20 protein-coding genes and 2 tRNA genes are annotated in these 15,182 nt (G+C 71.7%); 6 read left to right on the top strand and 16 right to left on the bottom strand.

The window, feature by feature from the left end; translation table 11 throughout:
* Window positions 1–54: 54 nt before the first annotated feature.
* The 6 genes from ACFWP3_RS00230 to ACFWP3_RS00205 form a co-directional block, all read right to left on the bottom strand.
* Window positions 55–792 (bottom strand): class E sortase, encoded by a 738-nt coding sequence (locus ACFWP3_RS00230; protein ID WP_384215147.1) that lies wholly within the window; start codon window positions 790–792, stop codon window positions 55–57.
* Window positions 793–805: 13 nt separating this feature from the next.
* Window positions 806–1,489 (bottom strand): class E sortase, encoded by a 684-nt coding sequence (locus ACFWP3_RS00225; protein ID WP_384215146.1) that lies wholly within the window; start codon window positions 1,487–1,489, stop codon window positions 806–808.
* A 143-nt stretch (window positions 1,490–1,632) separates the two neighbouring features.
* The gene (locus ACFWP3_RS00220) at window positions 1,633–2,271 is read right to left on the bottom strand and encodes an aminodeoxychorismate/anthranilate synthase component II (RefSeq protein WP_384215145.1); all 639 of its coding nucleotides are present in this window, start codon (window positions 2,269–2,271) and stop codon (window positions 1,633–1,635) included.
* A complete protein-coding gene (locus tag ACFWP3_RS00215) occupies window positions 2,268–2,444 on the bottom strand; it encodes a hypothetical protein (RefSeq protein WP_030011120.1) in 177 nt (58 codons plus the stop codon). The genes ACFWP3_RS00220 and ACFWP3_RS00215 overlap by 4 nt, the downstream gene beginning before the upstream one ends.
* A 90-nt stretch (window positions 2,445–2,534) precedes the next feature.
* Window positions 2,535–3,254: a class E sortase gene (locus tag ACFWP3_RS00210; RefSeq protein ID WP_384215144.1), complete on the bottom strand. Its 720-nt coding sequence runs from the start codon at window positions 3,252–3,254 to the stop codon at window positions 2,535–2,537.
* A gap of 4 nt (window positions 3,255–3,258) precedes the next feature.
* Entirely contained in the window at window positions 3,259–4,032 is a 774-nt protein-coding gene (locus tag ACFWP3_RS00205; RefSeq protein ID WP_384215143.1) for a DUF881 domain-containing protein, read from the bottom strand.
* Window positions 4,033–4,123: 91 nt separating this feature from the next.
* Between ACFWP3_RS00205 and crgA the strand changes: the two genes are divergently transcribed.
* Window positions 4,124–4,378 carry a cell division protein CrgA gene (gene crgA, locus ACFWP3_RS00200; protein ID WP_384215142.1) on the top strand — a complete coding sequence of 85 codons (255 nt, stop codon included), beginning with the start codon at window positions 4,124–4,126 and terminating at the stop codon, window positions 4,376–4,378.
* A 115-nt stretch (window positions 4,379–4,493) separates the two neighbouring features.
* On the opposite strand, the gene ACFWP3_RS00195 is transcribed toward crgA, so the two are convergent.
* On the bottom strand, window positions 4,494–5,369 hold the full coding sequence (locus tag ACFWP3_RS00195; RefSeq protein ID WP_384215141.1) for a rhomboid family intramembrane serine protease: 876 nt from the start codon (window positions 5,367–5,369) through the stop codon (window positions 4,494–4,496).
* A gap of 111 nt (window positions 5,370–5,480) precedes the next feature.
* Window positions 5,481–6,008, bottom strand: a complete 528-nt coding sequence (locus ACFWP3_RS00190; RefSeq protein ID WP_384215140.1) for a peptidylprolyl isomerase — start codon at window positions 6,006–6,008, stop codon at window positions 5,481–5,483.
* A gap of 175 nt (window positions 6,009–6,183) precedes the next feature.
* Between ACFWP3_RS00190 and ACFWP3_RS00185 the strand changes: the two genes are divergently transcribed.
* Window positions 6,184–6,876 (top strand): DUF5324 family protein, encoded by a 693-nt coding sequence (locus ACFWP3_RS00185; protein ID WP_384215139.1) that lies wholly within the window; start codon window positions 6,184–6,186, stop codon window positions 6,874–6,876.
* A gap of 107 nt (window positions 6,877–6,983) precedes the next feature.
* On the opposite strand, the gene ACFWP3_RS00180 is transcribed toward ACFWP3_RS00185, so the two are convergent.
* Together ACFWP3_RS00180 and ACFWP3_RS00175 are read right to left on the bottom strand one after the other, a co-directional pair.
* A complete protein-coding gene (locus ACFWP3_RS00180) occupies window positions 6,984–7,520 on the bottom strand; it encodes a LysM peptidoglycan-binding domain-containing protein (protein WP_384215138.1) in 537 nt (178 codons plus the stop codon).
* A gap of 150 nt (window positions 7,521–7,670) precedes the next feature.
* On the bottom strand, window positions 7,671–8,150 hold the full coding sequence (locus tag ACFWP3_RS00175) for a MarR family winged helix-turn-helix transcriptional regulator (protein WP_384215137.1): 480 nt from the start codon (window positions 8,148–8,150) through the stop codon (window positions 7,671–7,673).
* Window positions 8,151–8,439: 289 nt separating this feature from the next.
* Between ACFWP3_RS00175 and ACFWP3_RS00170 the strand changes: the two genes are divergently transcribed.
* Together ACFWP3_RS00170 and ACFWP3_RS00165 are read left to right on the top strand one after the other, a co-directional pair.
* A complete protein-coding gene (locus ACFWP3_RS00170) occupies window positions 8,440–9,807 on the top strand; it encodes an MFS transporter (RefSeq protein ID WP_384215329.1) in 1,368 nt (455 codons plus the stop codon).
* A 46-nt stretch (window positions 9,808–9,853) separates the two neighbouring features.
* Window positions 9,854–10,378, top strand: coding sequence for a GNAT family N-acetyltransferase (locus ACFWP3_RS00165; protein WP_384215136.1), 525 nt, complete (start codon window positions 9,854–9,856; stop codon window positions 10,376–10,378).
* Between the two features lie 115 nt (window positions 10,379–10,493).
* On the opposite strand, the gene ACFWP3_RS00160 is transcribed toward ACFWP3_RS00165, so the two are convergent.
* Window positions 10,494–10,566: transfer RNA gene (locus ACFWP3_RS00160), tRNA-Ala, on the bottom strand.
* A 161-nt stretch (window positions 10,567–10,727) separates the two neighbouring features.
* On the opposite strand from ACFWP3_RS00160, the gene ACFWP3_RS00155 reads away from it, so the two are divergent.
* Both ACFWP3_RS00155 and ACFWP3_RS00150 read left to right on the top strand, forming a co-directional pair.
* Window positions 10,728–11,276, top strand: a complete 549-nt coding sequence (locus ACFWP3_RS00155; RefSeq protein ID WP_384215135.1) for a helix-turn-helix domain-containing protein — start codon at window positions 10,728–10,730, stop codon at window positions 11,274–11,276.
* Between the two features lie 53 nt (window positions 11,277–11,329).
* A complete protein-coding gene (locus tag ACFWP3_RS00150; protein ID WP_384215134.1) occupies window positions 11,330–12,688 on the top strand; it encodes a serine/threonine-protein kinase in 1,359 nt (452 codons plus the stop codon).
* On the opposite strand, the gene ACFWP3_RS00145 is transcribed toward ACFWP3_RS00150, so the two are convergent.
* From ACFWP3_RS00145 to ACFWP3_RS00125, 5 genes are all read right to left on the bottom strand, one after another.
* The gene (locus ACFWP3_RS00145; protein WP_384215133.1) at window positions 12,675–12,995 is read right to left on the bottom strand and encodes a hypothetical protein; all 321 of its coding nucleotides are present in this window, start codon (window positions 12,993–12,995) and stop codon (window positions 12,675–12,677) included. The genes ACFWP3_RS00150 and ACFWP3_RS00145 overlap by 14 nt on opposite strands.
* The gene (locus ACFWP3_RS00140) at window positions 12,944–14,005 is read right to left on the bottom strand and encodes a hypothetical protein (RefSeq protein ID WP_384215132.1); all 1,062 of its coding nucleotides are present in this window, start codon (window positions 14,003–14,005) and stop codon (window positions 12,944–12,946) included. The genes ACFWP3_RS00145 and ACFWP3_RS00140 overlap by 52 nt, the downstream gene beginning before the upstream one ends.
* A gap of 122 nt (window positions 14,006–14,127) precedes the next feature.
* Window positions 14,128–14,262 carry a DLW-39 family protein gene (locus ACFWP3_RS00135; protein WP_208809277.1) on the bottom strand — a complete coding sequence of 45 codons (135 nt, stop codon included), beginning with the start codon at window positions 14,260–14,262 and terminating at the stop codon, window positions 14,128–14,130.
* A gap of 145 nt (window positions 14,263–14,407) precedes the next feature.
* Window positions 14,408–14,481 (bottom strand) — tRNA-Ile (locus ACFWP3_RS00130).
* A gap of 83 nt (window positions 14,482–14,564) precedes the next feature.
* On the bottom strand, window positions 14,565–15,098 hold the full coding sequence (locus tag ACFWP3_RS00125; RefSeq protein ID WP_384215131.1) for a DUF3566 domain-containing protein: 534 nt from the start codon (window positions 15,096–15,098) through the stop codon (window positions 14,565–14,567).
* Window positions 15,099–15,182: the final 84 nt, after the last annotated feature.

The raw sequence follows: 15,182 nt of genomic DNA, 5'->3' as shown, positions 1-15,182 counted from the left end.
GTCGTCGCCCACAGGGCCCTGTGGGGGCCCGGAGCGGGGGAGTGCGGCTCCGGGTCAGCGCAGCTCGGCCGGCGGGGTGCGCTGCGCGTCCACCTTCTCCGTCCGGACCAGCTCGCCCCACACGATGTAGCGGTACTTCGACGTGTACACCGGGGTGCAGGTGGTCAGCGTGATGTAGCGGCCCGGGGCCGTCTTGCCCGACTCCTTCGGGACCGGGCTGATCACGTCCACGTTGTACTTCGACGTCTGGCGCAGCTCGGCGAAGACCTTGTACACGTACCAGGTGTCCTTGGTCTCGAACACGATCGCGTCGCCGTTGTTCAGCTTGTCGATGTTGTGGAACTTCGCGCCGTGGCCGTCCCGGTGCGCGGCCAGCGAGAAGTTGCCCTTCTCGTCCCACGGCAGCGCCGACTTCACCGGCTCCGTGTAGTAGCCCGCGACCCCGTCGTTCAGGGTCTCCGGGTCCGTGCCCCGCTTGACCAGCACCTCGCCGTTCTTCATCGCCGGCACGTGCAGGAAGCCGACGCCGTCCCTGGTGTCCAGCGCACCCGGCTCCGCGGGCTTCGACTCGGCGCCCGGCGTCAGCCACTGCTGGCGGACCTGGTCTCCGCGCGCCGACGCCTGGCGGTCCGCGAGCACGTTCGTCCACCACAGCGAGTACGCCACGAACAGGCCGAGCACCAGCCCCACCGTGATCAGGAGCTCGCCCAGCAGGCTCAGGAACCCGGCGAGCACACTGCGGCTGCCGGCGGGGGCGGGCGGTGCCGCGGCGCGGCGGCGGGCACGAGACACTGCTGATTCGTCCTTAACTGGTCAGCGCGGGCGGAGGGCCCTCGCCGCGGGGGCGTTCATCGGTCATCCTGCCCCATACGATCATCCGGTAGGTGCTGGTGAACTCCGGGGTGCAGGTCGTCAGCGTGATGTACCGGCCGGGTTCGGTGAAGCCCGAGCCCTCCGGCACCGGTTTGATCACCGCCACGTTCGTCGGCGGCGTCTGCGCCAGCGCCGAGGTCATCTCGTACGTGTAGTACGCGTCCCGGGTCTCGACCACGACGGGATCCCCCGGCACCAGCCGGTTGATGTAGCGGAAGGGCTCCCCGTGGGTGTTGCGGTGGCCCGCCACCGCGAAGTTGCCCTGCTTGTCCGCGGGCATCGCCGTCTTCAGCGCGCCCTCGCCGTAGTGCCCGACCATCCCCCGGTCCAGCACCTTCGGCTTGCTGATCCCCTCCGCCACCGGAACCTTCACGTCCAGCTTGGGGATGTGCAGGATGGCGAAGCCCTGGCCGGGCTCGAACGCCGTCACGGGCGGCGCCGCCGCTCCGCCCGGATCCGTGCCCGCGTCCCGCTGCCACGTCTGCTCGAGCGTGCCCGCGGCGCCGTCCGCCGCCCGCTCCGCGACGATGTTCGTGTACCAGAGCTGGTAGGCGACGAACAGCAGCATCACCAGGCCGGCCGTGATGAACAGTTCCCCGCCCAGCCGGCTCGCCACGACCAGCGGGCCGCCCGACGCCGGCCGCCTGCGCCGCCGCCCGCCCCGCCTCCTGGACGTCCTGGCGGCCCGTTTCGCGGCCTCCTGTGCCGCCCTGCGCCGCGCGGCCCGGCCCCCTGTGGGCGCGGACGGCGCGAGCGCGGTCACGCGACGGCCTTGCCCACCACCGGGGCCAGCCCCACCGACCGCTCCACGGCGCCCGCGTCGCCGCACCGCACCAGCCAGTTCGCGAGCATCCGGTGGCCCCACTCGGTCAGCACCGACTCGGGGTGGAACTGCACACCCTCGACGTCGTGCTCCCGGTGGCGCAGGCCCATGATGATCCCGTCCTCCGTGCGCGCCGTGACCTCCAGCACCCCGGGCAGGGTCTGGGGCTCGGCGGCCAGGGAGTGGTAGCGAGTCGCGGTGAAGGGTGAGGGCAGGCCCTCGAAGACGCCCAGTCCCGTGTGGACCACGGGCGAGGTCTTGCCGTGCAGCAGCTCGGGCGCCCGGCCCACGACCCCGCCGTACGCGACCGCCATCGACTGCATGCCGAGGCACACCCCGAAGACGGGGACGCCCGTCGCGGCGCAGTGCCGGACCATGTCGACGCAGACCCCAGCCTCCTCCGGCGTGCCGGGCCCGGGGGAGAGCAGTACGCCGTCGAAGCCGTCCTGCGCGTGCGAGAGCTCCACCTCGTCGTTGCGCAGCACCTCGCATTCGGCGCCGAGCTGGTAGAGGTACTGGACCAGGTTGAAGACAAAGCTGTCGTAGTTGTCCACAACCAGAATGCGCGCGCTCACGGAGTGGCTCCCGATCCCTCGTCCACGGTCACATCGTTGAACGGCAGGAGGGGCTCGGCCCACGGGAACACGTACTGGAACAGCACGAACACCACCGCGAGGACCAGTACGAGTGAGATCAGCGCGCGTACCCACGCGTTTCCCGGCAGATGCCGCCAGATCCAGCCGTACATGCCGCCTGTTTCCTTTTCGTCCACATTCGTTCCACGCACCGCGGGAGGCGGTACGCCAACAGACTAAAGGCAGCGGCCCGGCCGGGTGGGTCAGCTCGGCAATCCCTCCGGCCTGCCCTGCCCCACGACGCGCGTGCCGGTCAGCTCCGCCCAGACGACCAGCCGGTGGCTGTGGCCCCACTCGGGATCGCAGGTCGTCAGCGTCAGGTACCGGCCGGGCACGGTGAACGGCGACTTGCGGGGCACCGGCTCCACCACCCCGATGTCGGTGGGCACGGTCCGCAGCGGCCCGCCGCGCACCGTGTACGTGTACCAGGTGGTCGCGTCCTTGAGGATCACGGCGTCGCCGGGGCGCAGCTCGGGGAAGTCCTTGAAGGGGTCCCCGTACGTGCGCCGGTGGCCCGCGACCGAGAAGTTCCCGGTGGCGCCGAGCGCGGCGGTGCCGCGGTAGTGGCCCAGGCCCTTCTTCAGCAGCTCGGTGCCGGTGCCCTCCAGGACGGGCTTGTTCCAGTCCTTCCCGAAGCGCGGGATGTACATCTCGGCGAAGGCCTGGCCGGCGGGGTAGCGGACCGGTTCGGCGGGCCCGGTGGGCGCTGCCGGGTCCCGGGCCGGGGCGGACTGCGCCGCGGGCGCGCCGGCCGCCGCCCAGTCGTCGCGCAGCCGGGCCATCTCGCCGTCCATGGCCCGGTCGGCCTTGACCCCGGTCCACAGCAGGACGTAGGCGACGAAGAGCACGATGAGGGTGCCGGCCGTCAGGCACACCTCGCTGAACGTCCGTACCACCAGGCGCAGTACGACGTCGGGCCGCAATGCCTCAGGACGAGGCCTCCACCGGCTTCGCATAGTGGAGGTCCACTGTGCCGGAGTAGCCGGGAAGTGTCAGCGCCTTGTGCTCGTCCACTTTCCAGCCCAGCCCGTAGGCGTTCACGTACAGCTGGTAGTTCTGCAGGGCGGGGGAGGCGGCGAGGGCCTTGCGCAACGCGCCCGGGTCGCCGACCGCCGAGATCTTGTACGGCGGCGAGTAGACCCGGCCCTGGAGGATCAGGGTGTTGCCGACGCAGCGGACCGCGCTGGTGGAGATGAGCCGCTGGTCCATGACCTGGATGCCCTGGGCCCCGCCCTGCCAGAGGGCGTTCACCACGGCCTGGAGGTCCTGCTGGTGGATCACCAGGTCGTTGGGCTGCGGCTCGGGGACGTTGGGGATGCGGGCGGTGGCGTTGGGCGGGGCGTCGTTGAGGGTGACGGTCAGGCCCTTGCCGGACAGTTCCTCGGTGCCCGAGGCCGCGCGCAGGGCGGCCAGCTTGGCGTCCTCGGCCTTGGTGCTGCCGTCGTCGCGGTCGGCGAGCGCGTCGACCCGGCGGCGCACCGGTCCCAGGCTCTGCTCGAGCTCCGCGTTGCTCTGACTGCGTTCCTCGATGAGGTCGGACAGTTTCAGGAGCGACGCGTCGGTCCGGATGTTCGTACCCTTGGAGGTGTTGAAACTGGTGACGAAGAGAAGCCCGGCCAGGGCGAAGACGGCGGCCGTCAGCAGCCGGACCGGCCTGGCCCGGCGACGGGGACCCGCGGAGGAGTCGTCGGAATTGCTCAACGTACCCTTCTCCTTCAACGCCACAGGTCCACTACGCTAACGGACGCCCGGGGCAGGCAAGGTCCCCAGCGCATCGACAGGAGAGCCCCTCGTGCCGAAGTCACGTATCCGCAAGAAGGACGACTACACGCCGCCGTCCACGCGGCAGCCGCAGTCCATCAGGCTGACCAACCGCAGCTGGGTCGCCCCGGTGATGCTGGCGCTCTTCCTGATCGGTCTCGCGTGGATCGTCGTCTTCTACGTGACCGAGACCCAGCTGCCGATCGAAGCACTGGGCAATTGGAACATTGTGGTCGGTTTCGGCTTCATCGCGGCGGGATTCGGCGTCTCGACGCAGTGGAAGTAGCACTAAACCTTCCGCGATAAAAGCTCTCCCCATGAGTTATCCACAGCGTCATCCACACCTGAGGAAAAGACAGAAGATCTGTGGATAACTCTGTGGAGAGTTGACGCCGGTGTGATCAGGTGAGTTCCGCGGTCCGGAGCAGGATCACCGCCGCCACCAGCAGGAACACCACCACACAGGTACCCGCCTGGACGAGTGTGCGGTTCCTGCCGGCGGCGGGCTGGAGCATGCCCAGGCCCACCAGGGCGCCGGTGACCAGACCGCCCACATGTGCCTGCCAGGACACGTTGAGGCTGCCGCCGAGCGGTACGAAGGTCAGGAACAGCATCAGCACGACCATCACGATCACCGGCCGCATCTCGTAGCGCAGCCGGCGCGCGAGGACGACGGTGGCGCCGAGCAGGCCGAAGACGGCCCCGGACGCGCCGAGGGTCGGGGTGTTCGGCGCGGTCAGCAGATAGACGAGGGCGCTTCCGCCGAGCCCAGAGAGCAGGTAGACGGCGAGATAGCGGGAGCGGCCGAGCGCCGCTTCCAGCGGGCCGCCGATCACCCACAGGCCGATCATGTTGCCGATGATGTGCCACCACTCGACGTGCAGGAACACCGAGGTCAGCAGGCGGTAGTACTCGCCGGTGGAGACTCCCTCGACGGGGCCGCCCAGGTACTCCACGTACTGGCCGAGCAGCTCCAGCCGCACCACGACCGCCGGGGCCGCCAGCATCACGAGGAACACGGCGGCGTTGATGCCGATCAGGATCTTGGTGACCAGCTGGGGGTCGGCGGCGACCACCCCGCCCGCGAGGGTGCGCGGCGCGTTCGCGGTCGGCCGGTGGCCGGTGCCGGAGCCCGAGCGGACGCATTCGGGGCACTGGAAGCCCACCGAGGCACTGACCATGCACTCGGGGCAGATGGGGCGCTCACAGCGGGTGCAGCTGATTCCCGTGTCGCGGTCCGGGTGGCGGTAGCAGCCCGGCAGACGTTCGGTGTCCATCGGTCCCCTCGATCGGCGGCGGGGCAGGGGGACGCCCCGCCGGTCCGGTATGTATCCAGGACGGACGGGCGGGGCGGAAAGGTTCCCGGCGCACGGCGCCCGGGCCTCGCGTCAGTACTTCTCGATGACGACGGACTTGATGATCACGTCGTCCAGCGGCCGCTCGGTGCGCGCGTTGGTGGGGAGCGAGGCGATCTTGTCCACGACCGTCTGGCTGGCCTTGTCGGCGACCTCGCCGAAGATGGTGTGCTTGCGGGTCAGCCAGGCGGTGGGCGCGACGGTGATGAAGAACTGCGAGCCGTTGGTGCCCGGGCCGGCGTTGGCCATGGCCAGCAGGTAGGGCTTGGTGAAGGCCAGGTCGGGGTGGAACTCGTCGGCGAACTGGTAGCCCGGGCCGCCGGTGCCGTTGCCCAGCGGGTCACCGCCCTGGATCATGAAGCCGCTGATGACGCGGTGGAAGACGGTGCCGTCGTACAGCGGGTCCGTGGTCTTCTGGCCGTCGGTGGGCCGGGTCCACTCACGGGCGCCGGTGGCGAGCTCGGTGAAGTTCCGTACGGTCTTCGGAGCGAAGTTCGGCAGCAGCTCGATCTTGATGTCGCCGTGGCTGGTCTTCAGGGTGGCGTAGAGCTTCTCGGCCACAGATCTGCCTTCCTTAGTCATCACTGTCGGTTGAGATCCTCCCACGGAGGGAAGCAGGGGACGGAAATGCTCCACCCGTATGCCCTGTCACGCATGCCCGGCGGTGTCATGCCAGGCATGATCCGACAAAGGGTGGAAAGGTGAACTGTGTCCGCCACCGAGAAGGAGGAATCCTGTGACCCGCAAGGACAGCGTGCTCGCGGCAGCGGAAAGCGCCAGGGAAACCGTGCGGCACGCGTCGGAAGTGGTGGCACCGTACGCAGGGACCGCCAAAGACGCCATGGCGCACTACGCCCATGAGGCCAACCAGATCCTCGCGCCGAAGGTTTCGTACGCCGCCAACGAGGCCGCGCGCCAGGCGCGGACCACGTACGACACCCACCTGCATCCGCGGATGCGGGCGGCGCGTGCGCATGTGCCGCCGAATGTGGACCGGGCCGCCACGCAGGCGGTGAAGCAGACGCGCAAGGCCGCGCGGCAGGCGGCCGACTACACGCAGCCCCGGATCGAGAACGCGATCGCGGCCGCCACGCCGGTGGCCGAGGAGGCCGCCTCGCGGTCGGTGGCGGCCTTCGCGGCGCTGCGCGGCCAGGTGACGCCGCAGGAGATCCAGCGGCTCGCCCGGCGCCACGAGCGGCGGGCGCGCTGCGGCCGTGCGCTGCGCGGGGTGGCCGTGGTCGGTCTCCTCGCGGGCGTCGCCTTCGCCGCCTGGAAGTGGTGGGACCAGCAGTCGAACCCGGACTGGCTGGTCGAGCCGCCGGCGGCCACGGAGGTGCCGGCGCGCGATGCGGAGCCGGCGAGCTTCGACGACGAGCTGGCGGCCAAGGAGCGGGAGGCGGGCTCGTCGGCCGACGACAAGCAGCTCTGACCGGCGAAGCTCGTGTGAGTGCGGCGAGGGGCCCGGATCCTTTGATGGATCCGGGCCCCTCGCCGTTCTTCGCCGTTCTTCGCTGATTCTTCGCCGTTCGTCCCGGGTCAGTTGGGGAGCGTCAGCACCATGCCCGGGCGGATGAGGTCGGGGTTGGAGCCGACGACTGCGCGGTTCATGGCGTAGAGCTCGCGCCAGCGGGCCTCGTTGCCGAGCTCGCGGCGGGCGATCGCGGAGAGCGAGTCGCCGGGCCGGACCGTGTAGGTGCGCTTCTTGGCGGCGGGCGCCGGCTTGGGCGCGGCCGGAACGGCCTTGTGCGCCGCGGAGCCCGGCGTCGGGGTGTGCGCGGCGCCGCGTGCCGCCGGGGCCGCTCCGGGCTTGGGCATCGGGGCGGGCTTGGGGGGCGCGGGCACGGCCTTGTGGGCGGCCGATGCGGGGGTCGGGGTCGCGGGGGCGGGCTTGGGCTTGGGCGGCGCGGCCGCGGCCATCCGCTCGGCGGCCGCCCGGGTCGCCGACGCGGCGTCGGCGGCCTGGCTCGTCGCGGGCGCCGCGGCCGGGGCCTGCTGCTGGACCTGCTCCTTCGCCTTCTCGGCGGCCTCGTGTGCCTTCTTCTTGTCGGACTTCAGGAAGTCGAAGAGTCCCATGTGCGTACGCCTCCGGCGTGGTGTTTCCCCCTGGGCGGCGCCTCGGGGCGCCGCTCCTTCCCCCACTGTCGGACACGGGGCTCCGGGCGGCCCTGTGACGGGGCCATCCGGGGGACGCCGTCCCGGGCGCCCGGGACGGCGTCCCGGCCGTCACTGGCGGGCGCGGCGGGCCGGGCGGGGGCTGTCGGAGGGGGTGGCCAGGTCGCCTTCGACGAGGAGGCCGAGAACCCGCAGCAGGGCGGTGCGGTCCGCGTCGGCGAGGGAGGCCAGGGCGTCGGCGTGCACCTGGTCCACGATCCGCCGGCTGTCCACGGCGACGGCCGCGCCCTGCTCGGTGACGGCAATGATCCGCGCCCGGCGGTCCTTGGCGGACGGACGGCGCTCGGCCAGCCCCGCCTTCTCCAGGGCGTCCACGGTGACGACCATCGTCGTCTTGTCCATGTCGCCGATCTCGGCGAGCTGGACCTGGGTCCGCTCCTCCTCCAGGGCGTGGACGAGGACGCAGTGCATCCGGGGGGTGAGGCCGATCTCGCCGAGGGCCGCCGCCATACGCGTGCGCAGGACATGGCTGGTGTGGTCCAGGAGGAAGGAGAGGTCGGGCTCGGTCCGGGCGGGCGCCATGGCAGTCATGACTCCAGCCTAACAATTCGATCCGAAGAAAATAGTCTGCAACAAAACTATCTGCTACGGTCACATCAGTCGCCCTCACTGACTGGAGAGACCGATGCCTGCCGCCACTTCTCCCTCCGCCACTTCTCCTTCCGCTACTTCTCCCTCCCCCTCCGCCTCACCGTCCGCCTCCGCGCCCTCCCCGACGACCGGCCCGCAGCCCGGCCCGCCGACCGCCCGGACGCCCGCCGCGGCCGCCCCGCGCGGCCTGCGCTCCCGCTGGAGCGCGCTCACCGTGCTCTCGACGGCCATGCTGATGACGATCCTCGACGGCAGCATCGTGACCGTGGCCATGCCCGCCATCCAGAACGACCTCGGCTTCTCCCCCGCGGGCCTCAGCTGGGTCGTGAACGCCTACCTGATCGCCTTCGGCAGCCTGCTGCTGCTCGCCGGACGGCTCGGTGACCTGCTCGGCCGCAAGCGCGTGTTCCTGGCCGGCACCGCCGTCTTCACCGGCGCCTCGGTGCTCGCCGGCCTCGCCGCCTCCCCGGCGGTGCTGATAGCCGCCCGCTTCCTCCAGGGCGTCGGCAGCGCGATGGCCTCCGCCGTCGGCCTCGGCATCCTGATCACCCTGTTCACCGAGCCCCGCGAGCGCGCCAGGGCGATCGCGGTGTTCTCCTTCACCGGCGCGGCCGGCGCCTCCCTCGGCCAGGTGCTCGGCGGTGTCCTCACCGACGCCCTCGACTGGCACTGGATCTTCTTCATCAACCTGCCCATCGGACTGGCCGCCCTGCTCCTGGCCCTGCCCGCGCTCCCCGCCGACCGGGGTCTGGGGCTGCGCTCCGGTGCCGACGTACTCGGCGCCCTCCTCGTCACCGGCGGGCTGATGACCGGCATCTACGCCGTCGTCGAGGTGGAGCGGTACGGCTGGGCGGCCGCGCACACCCTCGGCCTCGGCACGCTCTCCCTGGCCCTGCTCGCCGCGTTCGCCCTGCGCCAGGCGAAGGCCCGTACCCCGCTGATGCCGCTGCGGATCTTCCGCTCGCGGACCGTGGTCGGCGCGAACCTGGTCCAGATGCTGATGGTGGCCGCGCTGTTCTCCTTCCAGATCCTGGTCGCCCTCTACCTCCAGAAGGTCCTGGGCTACGGAGCCGCCGCCACCGGCCTGGCCATGCTGCCCGCGGCCCTGGTGATCGGCGCGGTCTCCCTCGGCGTCTCGGCCCGGCTGGCCGCCCGCTTCGGGGAGCGCAACGTCCTGCTCGCCGGCCTCGCCCTGCTCCTCGTGGCCCTGGGGCTGCTGACCCGGCTGCCCGTGCACGCCGACTACGTCACCGACCTGCTGCCGGTGATGCTGCTGGCCGCGGGCTTCGGACTGGCCCTGCCGGCCCTCACCACGCTGGGCATGTCCGGTGCCGGCGAGCGCGACGCGGGACTGGCCTCGGGGCTCTTCAACACCACCGCGCAGATCGGCATGGCCCTCGGCGTCGCCGTCCTCTCCACCCTCGCGGCCTCCCGCACGGAGTCCGCGGAACGGTCCGGAAGCACCCCGGCCGAGGCCCTCACCAGCGGATACCACCTGGCCTTCGCCCTGGGCGCCGCCCTCCTGCTGGCCGCGATCACCCTCACGGCGACGCTCCTGCGGACCCGTGTTTCACGTGAAACATCGTCCGCCCGCTGATGTCCGGCCCACCGGCCGGCGCCGACCCGGCTGATAGCGTCCGAGCATGTCCGAGCTGATCCCGCCCACCCCCCGACTGCACTCCTCCTGGCTCGCCGCCCGCGAGGAGTGGGGCGACGAGGCCCACATGGACGGGGCCGGCCTCGACTCGGACGACGACGTGGACAGCCCCGAGGGCTTCGCCGCGTGGGTGGACAGGCTGCACCGCCGTGCGGACCGTACGCTGCCGGTCGAGCAGGGCCGGGTGCACGCGACGCACTGGTGGATCGCCGACGGCGACACCTACCTGGGCGCGATAGACCTGCGCCACCACCTGAACGCGTTCCTCCTCGATGCCGGCGGCCACATCAGCTACAGCGTGCGACCTTCGGCGCGGGGGCGCGGGCTGGCCGCACGGGCACTGGAATCGGTGCTCCACGAGGCGCGGGTGATGGGGATGGACCGGGTCCTGCTGACCTGCGACCCCGGCAACACCGCCTCGGTGCGCACGATCGAGCGGGGCGGCGGCGTCCTCGAAGACGTCCGCGAGACCTTGATCGGCCCCAAGCGCCGCTACTGGATCGACCTCTAGCCGACCGCTCCGCACGCCGCCGGACCTCAGGCCCAGCACGCTCCGCGGACGCTCCCCGGACGCGAAAAGACCCCCCTCGACCCGCGATTTCGCAGGTCAAGGGGGGTCTCGCTTGTGGAGCCTAGGAGATTCGAACTCCTGACATCTGCCTTGCAAAGGCAGCGCTCTACCAACTGAGCTAAGGCCCCATGGATACGGACGCGCCTGTCCCCTTGCGGGGAGCGGGTGTTCCGCAGAACAGAGTACCGGGTGTACCCCCTCATCCCGCAAAATGATAGGGACTCCCGCCCTGCGACCACGCTCCGTAAGATGCTCGCGAGGTTCGCACCAGCGAAGGGGAGTAGGAAGAGTGGACGCAGTACAGCAAGAGGCCACGGCCAGAGCCAGAGAGCTTCAGCGCAGTTGGTACGGGGAGCCCTTGGGAGCGCTCTTCCGCCGGCTCATAGATGACCTCGGCCTCAACCAGGCTCGCCTCGCTGCCGTCCTCGGACTGTCGGCGCCCATGCTGTCCCAGCTGATGAGCGGCCAGCGCGCCAAGATCGGTAACCCTGCCGTGGTGCAGCGCGTCCAGGCCCTCCAGGACCTCGCCGGCCAGGTGGCCGACGGGAGCGTCAGTGCGGCGGAGGCCACCGACCGGATGGACGAGATCAAGAAGACCCAGGGAGGCTCGGTCCTCAGCAACAGCAGCCAGACCCAGATCAGTTCGGGCGCGCCCACCGTCAAGCGCGTCGTCCGCGAGATCCAGTCGCTGCTGCGCTCGGTCTCCGCGGCGGGGGACATCATCGACGCGGCGGACACGCTCGCCGCCAGCCACCCGGAACTGGCAGAGTTCCTCCGGGTGTACGGCGCGGGCCGCACCGCGGACGCGGTGGCCCATTACGAGGCCCACCAGAACTGACGCGCACGAAGGCGGGCCAGGGCGACTACGGGTGACGGGGGACGTGCACAGCGATGGGTGAGGTCTTCGCCGGTCGGTACGAGTTGGTCGATCCGATCGGGCGCGGTGGCGCCGGCGCCGTGTGGCGCGCCTGGGACCACCGGCGCCGCCGGTACGTCGCGGCGAAGGTGCTCCTCCAGAGCGACGCCCACACGCTCCTGAGGTTCGTACGGGAGCAGGCCCTTCGGATCGACCACCCGCACGTACTGGCCCCCGCGAGCTGGGCGGCCGACGACGACAAGGTCCTGTTCACCATGGACCTGGTCAGCGGCGGCTCCCTCGCCCACGTGATCGGGGACTACGGCCCCCTCCCGCCCCGGTTCGTGTGCACGCTGCTCGACCAGCTCCTGTCGGGGCTGGCCGCGGTGCACGCGGAGGGCGTCGTCCACCGCGACATCAAACCGGCCAACATCCTGATGGAGGCCACCGGAACCGGGCGGCCGCACCTGCGGCTGTCCGACTTCGGCATCTCGATGCGCAAGGGCGAGCCCAGGCTGACCGAGACCGACTACGTGGTCGGCACGCCGGGTTACTTCGCCCCCGAACAACTGCTGGGTGCCGAGCCGGACTTCCCCGCCGACCTCTTCGCCGTCGGGCTGGTCGCCCTCTACCTGCTCCAGGGGCGCAAGCCCGACTCCCGGGCCCTGGTGGAGCACTTCGTGGCGCACGGCACCCCCGGCGCACCGGAAGGCGTTCCCGCGCCGCTGTGGGACGTCATCGCCGGTCTTCTGCAACCGGACCCGCACAGCCGGTTCAAGACCGCCACAGGGGCGCGCAAGGCCCTTGCCGAGGCCGTCGAGCTGCTCGCCCCGCCCGCACCGGACGAGGGCCCGGTGGAGGTGTTCGACCAACTCGGCCCCCTCCCGGCCGGTTTCGGCCCCCAGGGGCCGCCGGCCGCGCAGCCGGACGGGCCGGGAGGCACGGAGCCGCCGACGGCCGCCACGGCCCCGGCCGCCCCCACGGCCCCGGCCGGAACCGCGCCCGCGACCCCGCACCCGGCCCCCACCCCGCACGCACTCCCGGACACGCCCCCGTCTGCGACGCCGTCCCCGTACGGGCCCCCTCAGACCTCCCCGTACGCGACCCCCTACGCGTCCCCGGCCACGGTGGCGCACGCCGCCCGTCATCCCGATCCGCGCGGCACCGGCCAGACCTCCCCGACCGCCGCGCCCGCGGCCGCCCCCGTGGCCGCGTACGGGCCCCCGGAGACCGGGAGCTTCCACCTCGCGCCGCCGGCGCCCCGGGCCCGGCCCGAGACGCCCGCGCGGACCGGCGGCACGATCGCCCCGCCCCCGGCCGGGGTGAAGGCCGGGCTCCTCGCGGCCGCGCTGCTCTGCTTCGCCGTCGGGGTGTGGGCTCTCACCCGGCTGTAGCGGCTCCCCGGCCCCGCCGGGCGAGCAGGATCCAGCCGCCCAGCACGAGCAGCAGCAGGGTCCCGGTGCCGAACCCGGCTCCGGCCACCACGCGCATCACCGAGCCGTTCCTGGCGGCCTCGGCGGCCTCGGGGGCCGTCAGCCCCTCCGCGGCGGCGGCCCGGTCCTCGGGGCCGATCCCGAACCCGCCCGCGGCCAGGCTCTGCGTGTAGGCCGGCGCCTTCGCCGGGGTGCCGCCGACGTCCGTGCGCAGGGTCAGCGGCACGGGCGTCGCGTCCTCGGTGAAGTCGGCGACCTTCCCGCCCATGGTGACGGCGATGTAGTACCAGCCGGCGATCCCCGCGGACTGGACGTCCTTGTCGCTCGAGAAGCGGTTCTCGTAGGCGACCGGCGGGGTCTTCTCCAGCGTGACCCCGGCCTGCTTGCCGTCGTAGGAGGCATCGTCGTAGGCGACCAGGCCCGGTAGGGGCTGTAGAGCGAGACGGTGAGCCCGTTGGAGACCGAGCCGCCGTACTGCTTGGTCAGCTTGGCGGCGGCCAGTTCGGCGCTGAGGCCCAGCTGCTGTCCCCAGTCCAGCGGCACCCGGTAGAAGCGGGTCTGCCCGGGCCGCAGTTCGTCGCGCCACACCCCGGAGCCCAGGGCGCGGGCGTCGTTGAAGCCGGTCCCGCCGGTGCGGGCCACCGCCTCGGTGCCCGGCAGGGTCGGGGCGCCCGAGGCCCAGCTGCTGGGGGCCGTGGTCGGCACCCCCGCGCCCCGGCCCGGCTCGCGCTGCACCTTCAGCTCCACCGGCCAGGGGCTCTGGTCGGAGCCCTTGGCGGAGGTCCGGGTGACCTTGACGTAGTAGACGCCGCCCGGCGCGCAGTCGGCGTCCTCGGCGCCCCAGCGGACGCCGGCGGCGCTGATGGGCACCGGGTCGTAGCCGAAGCTCGCCCGGCCGGTGCTGCCCGGGCAGGACCGGCCGGCGGTGGTCATGAGCTCCACCTCGATGCCGTCGCTGCCCGTGACCTTGGCACCCGGGCCGGGCCGGACCACGGCGGAGACGTAGACGTTCGACCGGTCCTTCTCCAGGACCAGCCGGTAGACGCGCTCTCCGGGGGATATCTCGTCCTGGTAGACGCTGCCCGCCTCCAGGAGCGGGGCGTCCGCCGTGGAGGGCTTGCCCGCCACCGCCTTCGCGCCGTCCGCCGCACGGTAGGTCGGGACCGGCTGCGGCGCCGTCCCCTCCGCGCGGGCCGCCCCGGGCAGGCCCGCCGCCACGGCCAGGGCCGCCGCCCCCGCCACGGCCCCCGTGCGCACTCTCGTCCGTACCCGCCCCATCACGCCCACCCCGAGTTTGCTAGCGCAAGCCAAATCTTTGCATAACGTAACTTTTCGTCACAGAACAGCACAAAGCCCCGGCCGCAGCGGCAGCCGGGGCTTCATGAGATCAGCCTTGGGTCTCACACACCGGAACCAGAGGGCACGGAGTCGGTTGCCTCCGTCCACAGGTCCTGCTCGGCGCGGTCCGCCTGGATCTGGCGGTACACGAGGAGCCCGCCGATGGCGGCCAGTGCGACCAGGAGCAGCTTCTTCACCGCGCGACCTCGTCTTTCGTTGACGTAGGGGACTTCTGGCAGCCAACAATACACACCGACCGATACCGATCGGTTATCTGGGATCCGGCCAACTGCCCATACGAAGAAGACCCCCGGGCCTTGGGCCTGGGGGTCTTCGACACTGTGGGGCTAACAGGATTTGAACCTGTGGCCTCATCCTTATCAGGGATGCGCTCTAACCAACTGAGCTATAGCCCCATCCGCGCTGCGCGCTGACTCCTGAAGGTTAGCGCACAGACCCGGGAGGTCCAAAATCGGTTCCTGAGCAGCGTCTGCGCAGGTCACTCGTCTTCGGCGAGCGTGAGCTCCACACCGCCGACGAAGCCCGCCGACAGGTTGTAGATGAACGCGCCCAGCGTCGCCAGAGCCGTCGCCAGCACCACGTCGATCACGGCGATGACCGACGTGAAGATCAGAACGCGCGGCAGCGACAGGAACGACTGGAGGTCGAAGCCGTTGCTCTCGTTCGAGCCGGTCGCCTCGCTGATCGTGCCGCCGACGGTCGAGAAGACGCCCATCGCGTCCATGACCATCCACAGCACGGCCGCCGCCACGACCGTGCAGATGCCCAGCGCGATCGACAGCAGGAAGCTGACCTTCATCACCGACCACGGGTCGGCCTTGGCCACCCGCAGCCGCGCCTTGCGCGTCCTGGGCGCCATCCGGGCCACCGTGCGCGGCTTGCGCTGCGCCGTGCCCGCCCCGCCGCCCCGCGGCGCACCCGGGCCCGAGGGCGCCGAGTAGGCCTGCGGCGGGTGGTACGGCTGCGCGGGGGCCGCGCCGGCCTGCGGCTGCGGTTCTCGGGTATCCGTCACAGTCCCCCCCTGGGAGTCCGCGGCAGGGCCACGGGCACCGTTCTCTCCAGTCTTGGCCGGTCCGGCGCCCGTGGCTCCACTCAC

This window comes from Streptomyces sp. NPDC058525, from assembly GCF_042719495.1.
GTDB lineage: Bacteria > Actinomycetota > Actinomycetes > Streptomycetales > Streptomycetaceae > Streptomyces.
This window is presented reverse-complemented; position numbering and strand designations above follow the sequence as displayed.

Bases quoted from the DNA above. Each gene is read 5' to 3' on its own strand.
- ACFWP3_RS00165 (WP_384215136.1), top strand. From the start codon at position 9,854: ATGTCCGAGCTGATCCCGCCCACCCCCCGACTGCACTCCTCCTGGCTC.
- ACFWP3_RS00170 (WP_384215329.1), top strand. From the start codon at position 8,440: ATGCTGATGACGATCCTCGACGGCAGCATCGTGACCGTGGCCATGCCC.
- ACFWP3_RS00180 (WP_384215138.1), bottom strand. From the start codon at position 7,520: ATGGGACTCTTCGACTTCCTGAAGTCCGACAAGAAGAAGGCACACGAG.
- ACFWP3_RS00175 (WP_384215137.1), bottom strand. From the start codon at position 8,150: ATGACTGCCATGGCGCCCGCCCGGACCGAGCCCGACCTCTCCTTCCTC.
- ACFWP3_RS00150 (WP_384215134.1), top strand. From the start codon at position 11,330: ATGGGTGAGGTCTTCGCCGGTCGGTACGAGTTGGTCGATCCGATCGGG.
- ACFWP3_RS00195 (WP_384215141.1), bottom strand. From the start codon at position 5,369: ATGGACACCGAACGTCTGCCGGGCTGCTACCGCCACCCGGACCGCGAC.
- ACFWP3_RS00215 (WP_030011120.1), bottom strand. From the start codon at position 2,444: ATGTACGGCTGGATCTGGCGGCATCTGCCGGGAAACGCGTGGGTACGC.
- ACFWP3_RS00140 (WP_384215132.1), bottom strand. From the start codon at position 14,005: ATGGGGCGGGTACGGACGAGAGTGCGCACGGGGGCCGTGGCGGGGGCG.
- ACFWP3_RS00145 (WP_384215133.1), bottom strand. From the start codon at position 12,995: ATGGGCGGGAAGGTCGCCGACTTCACCGAGGACGCGACGCCCGTGCCG.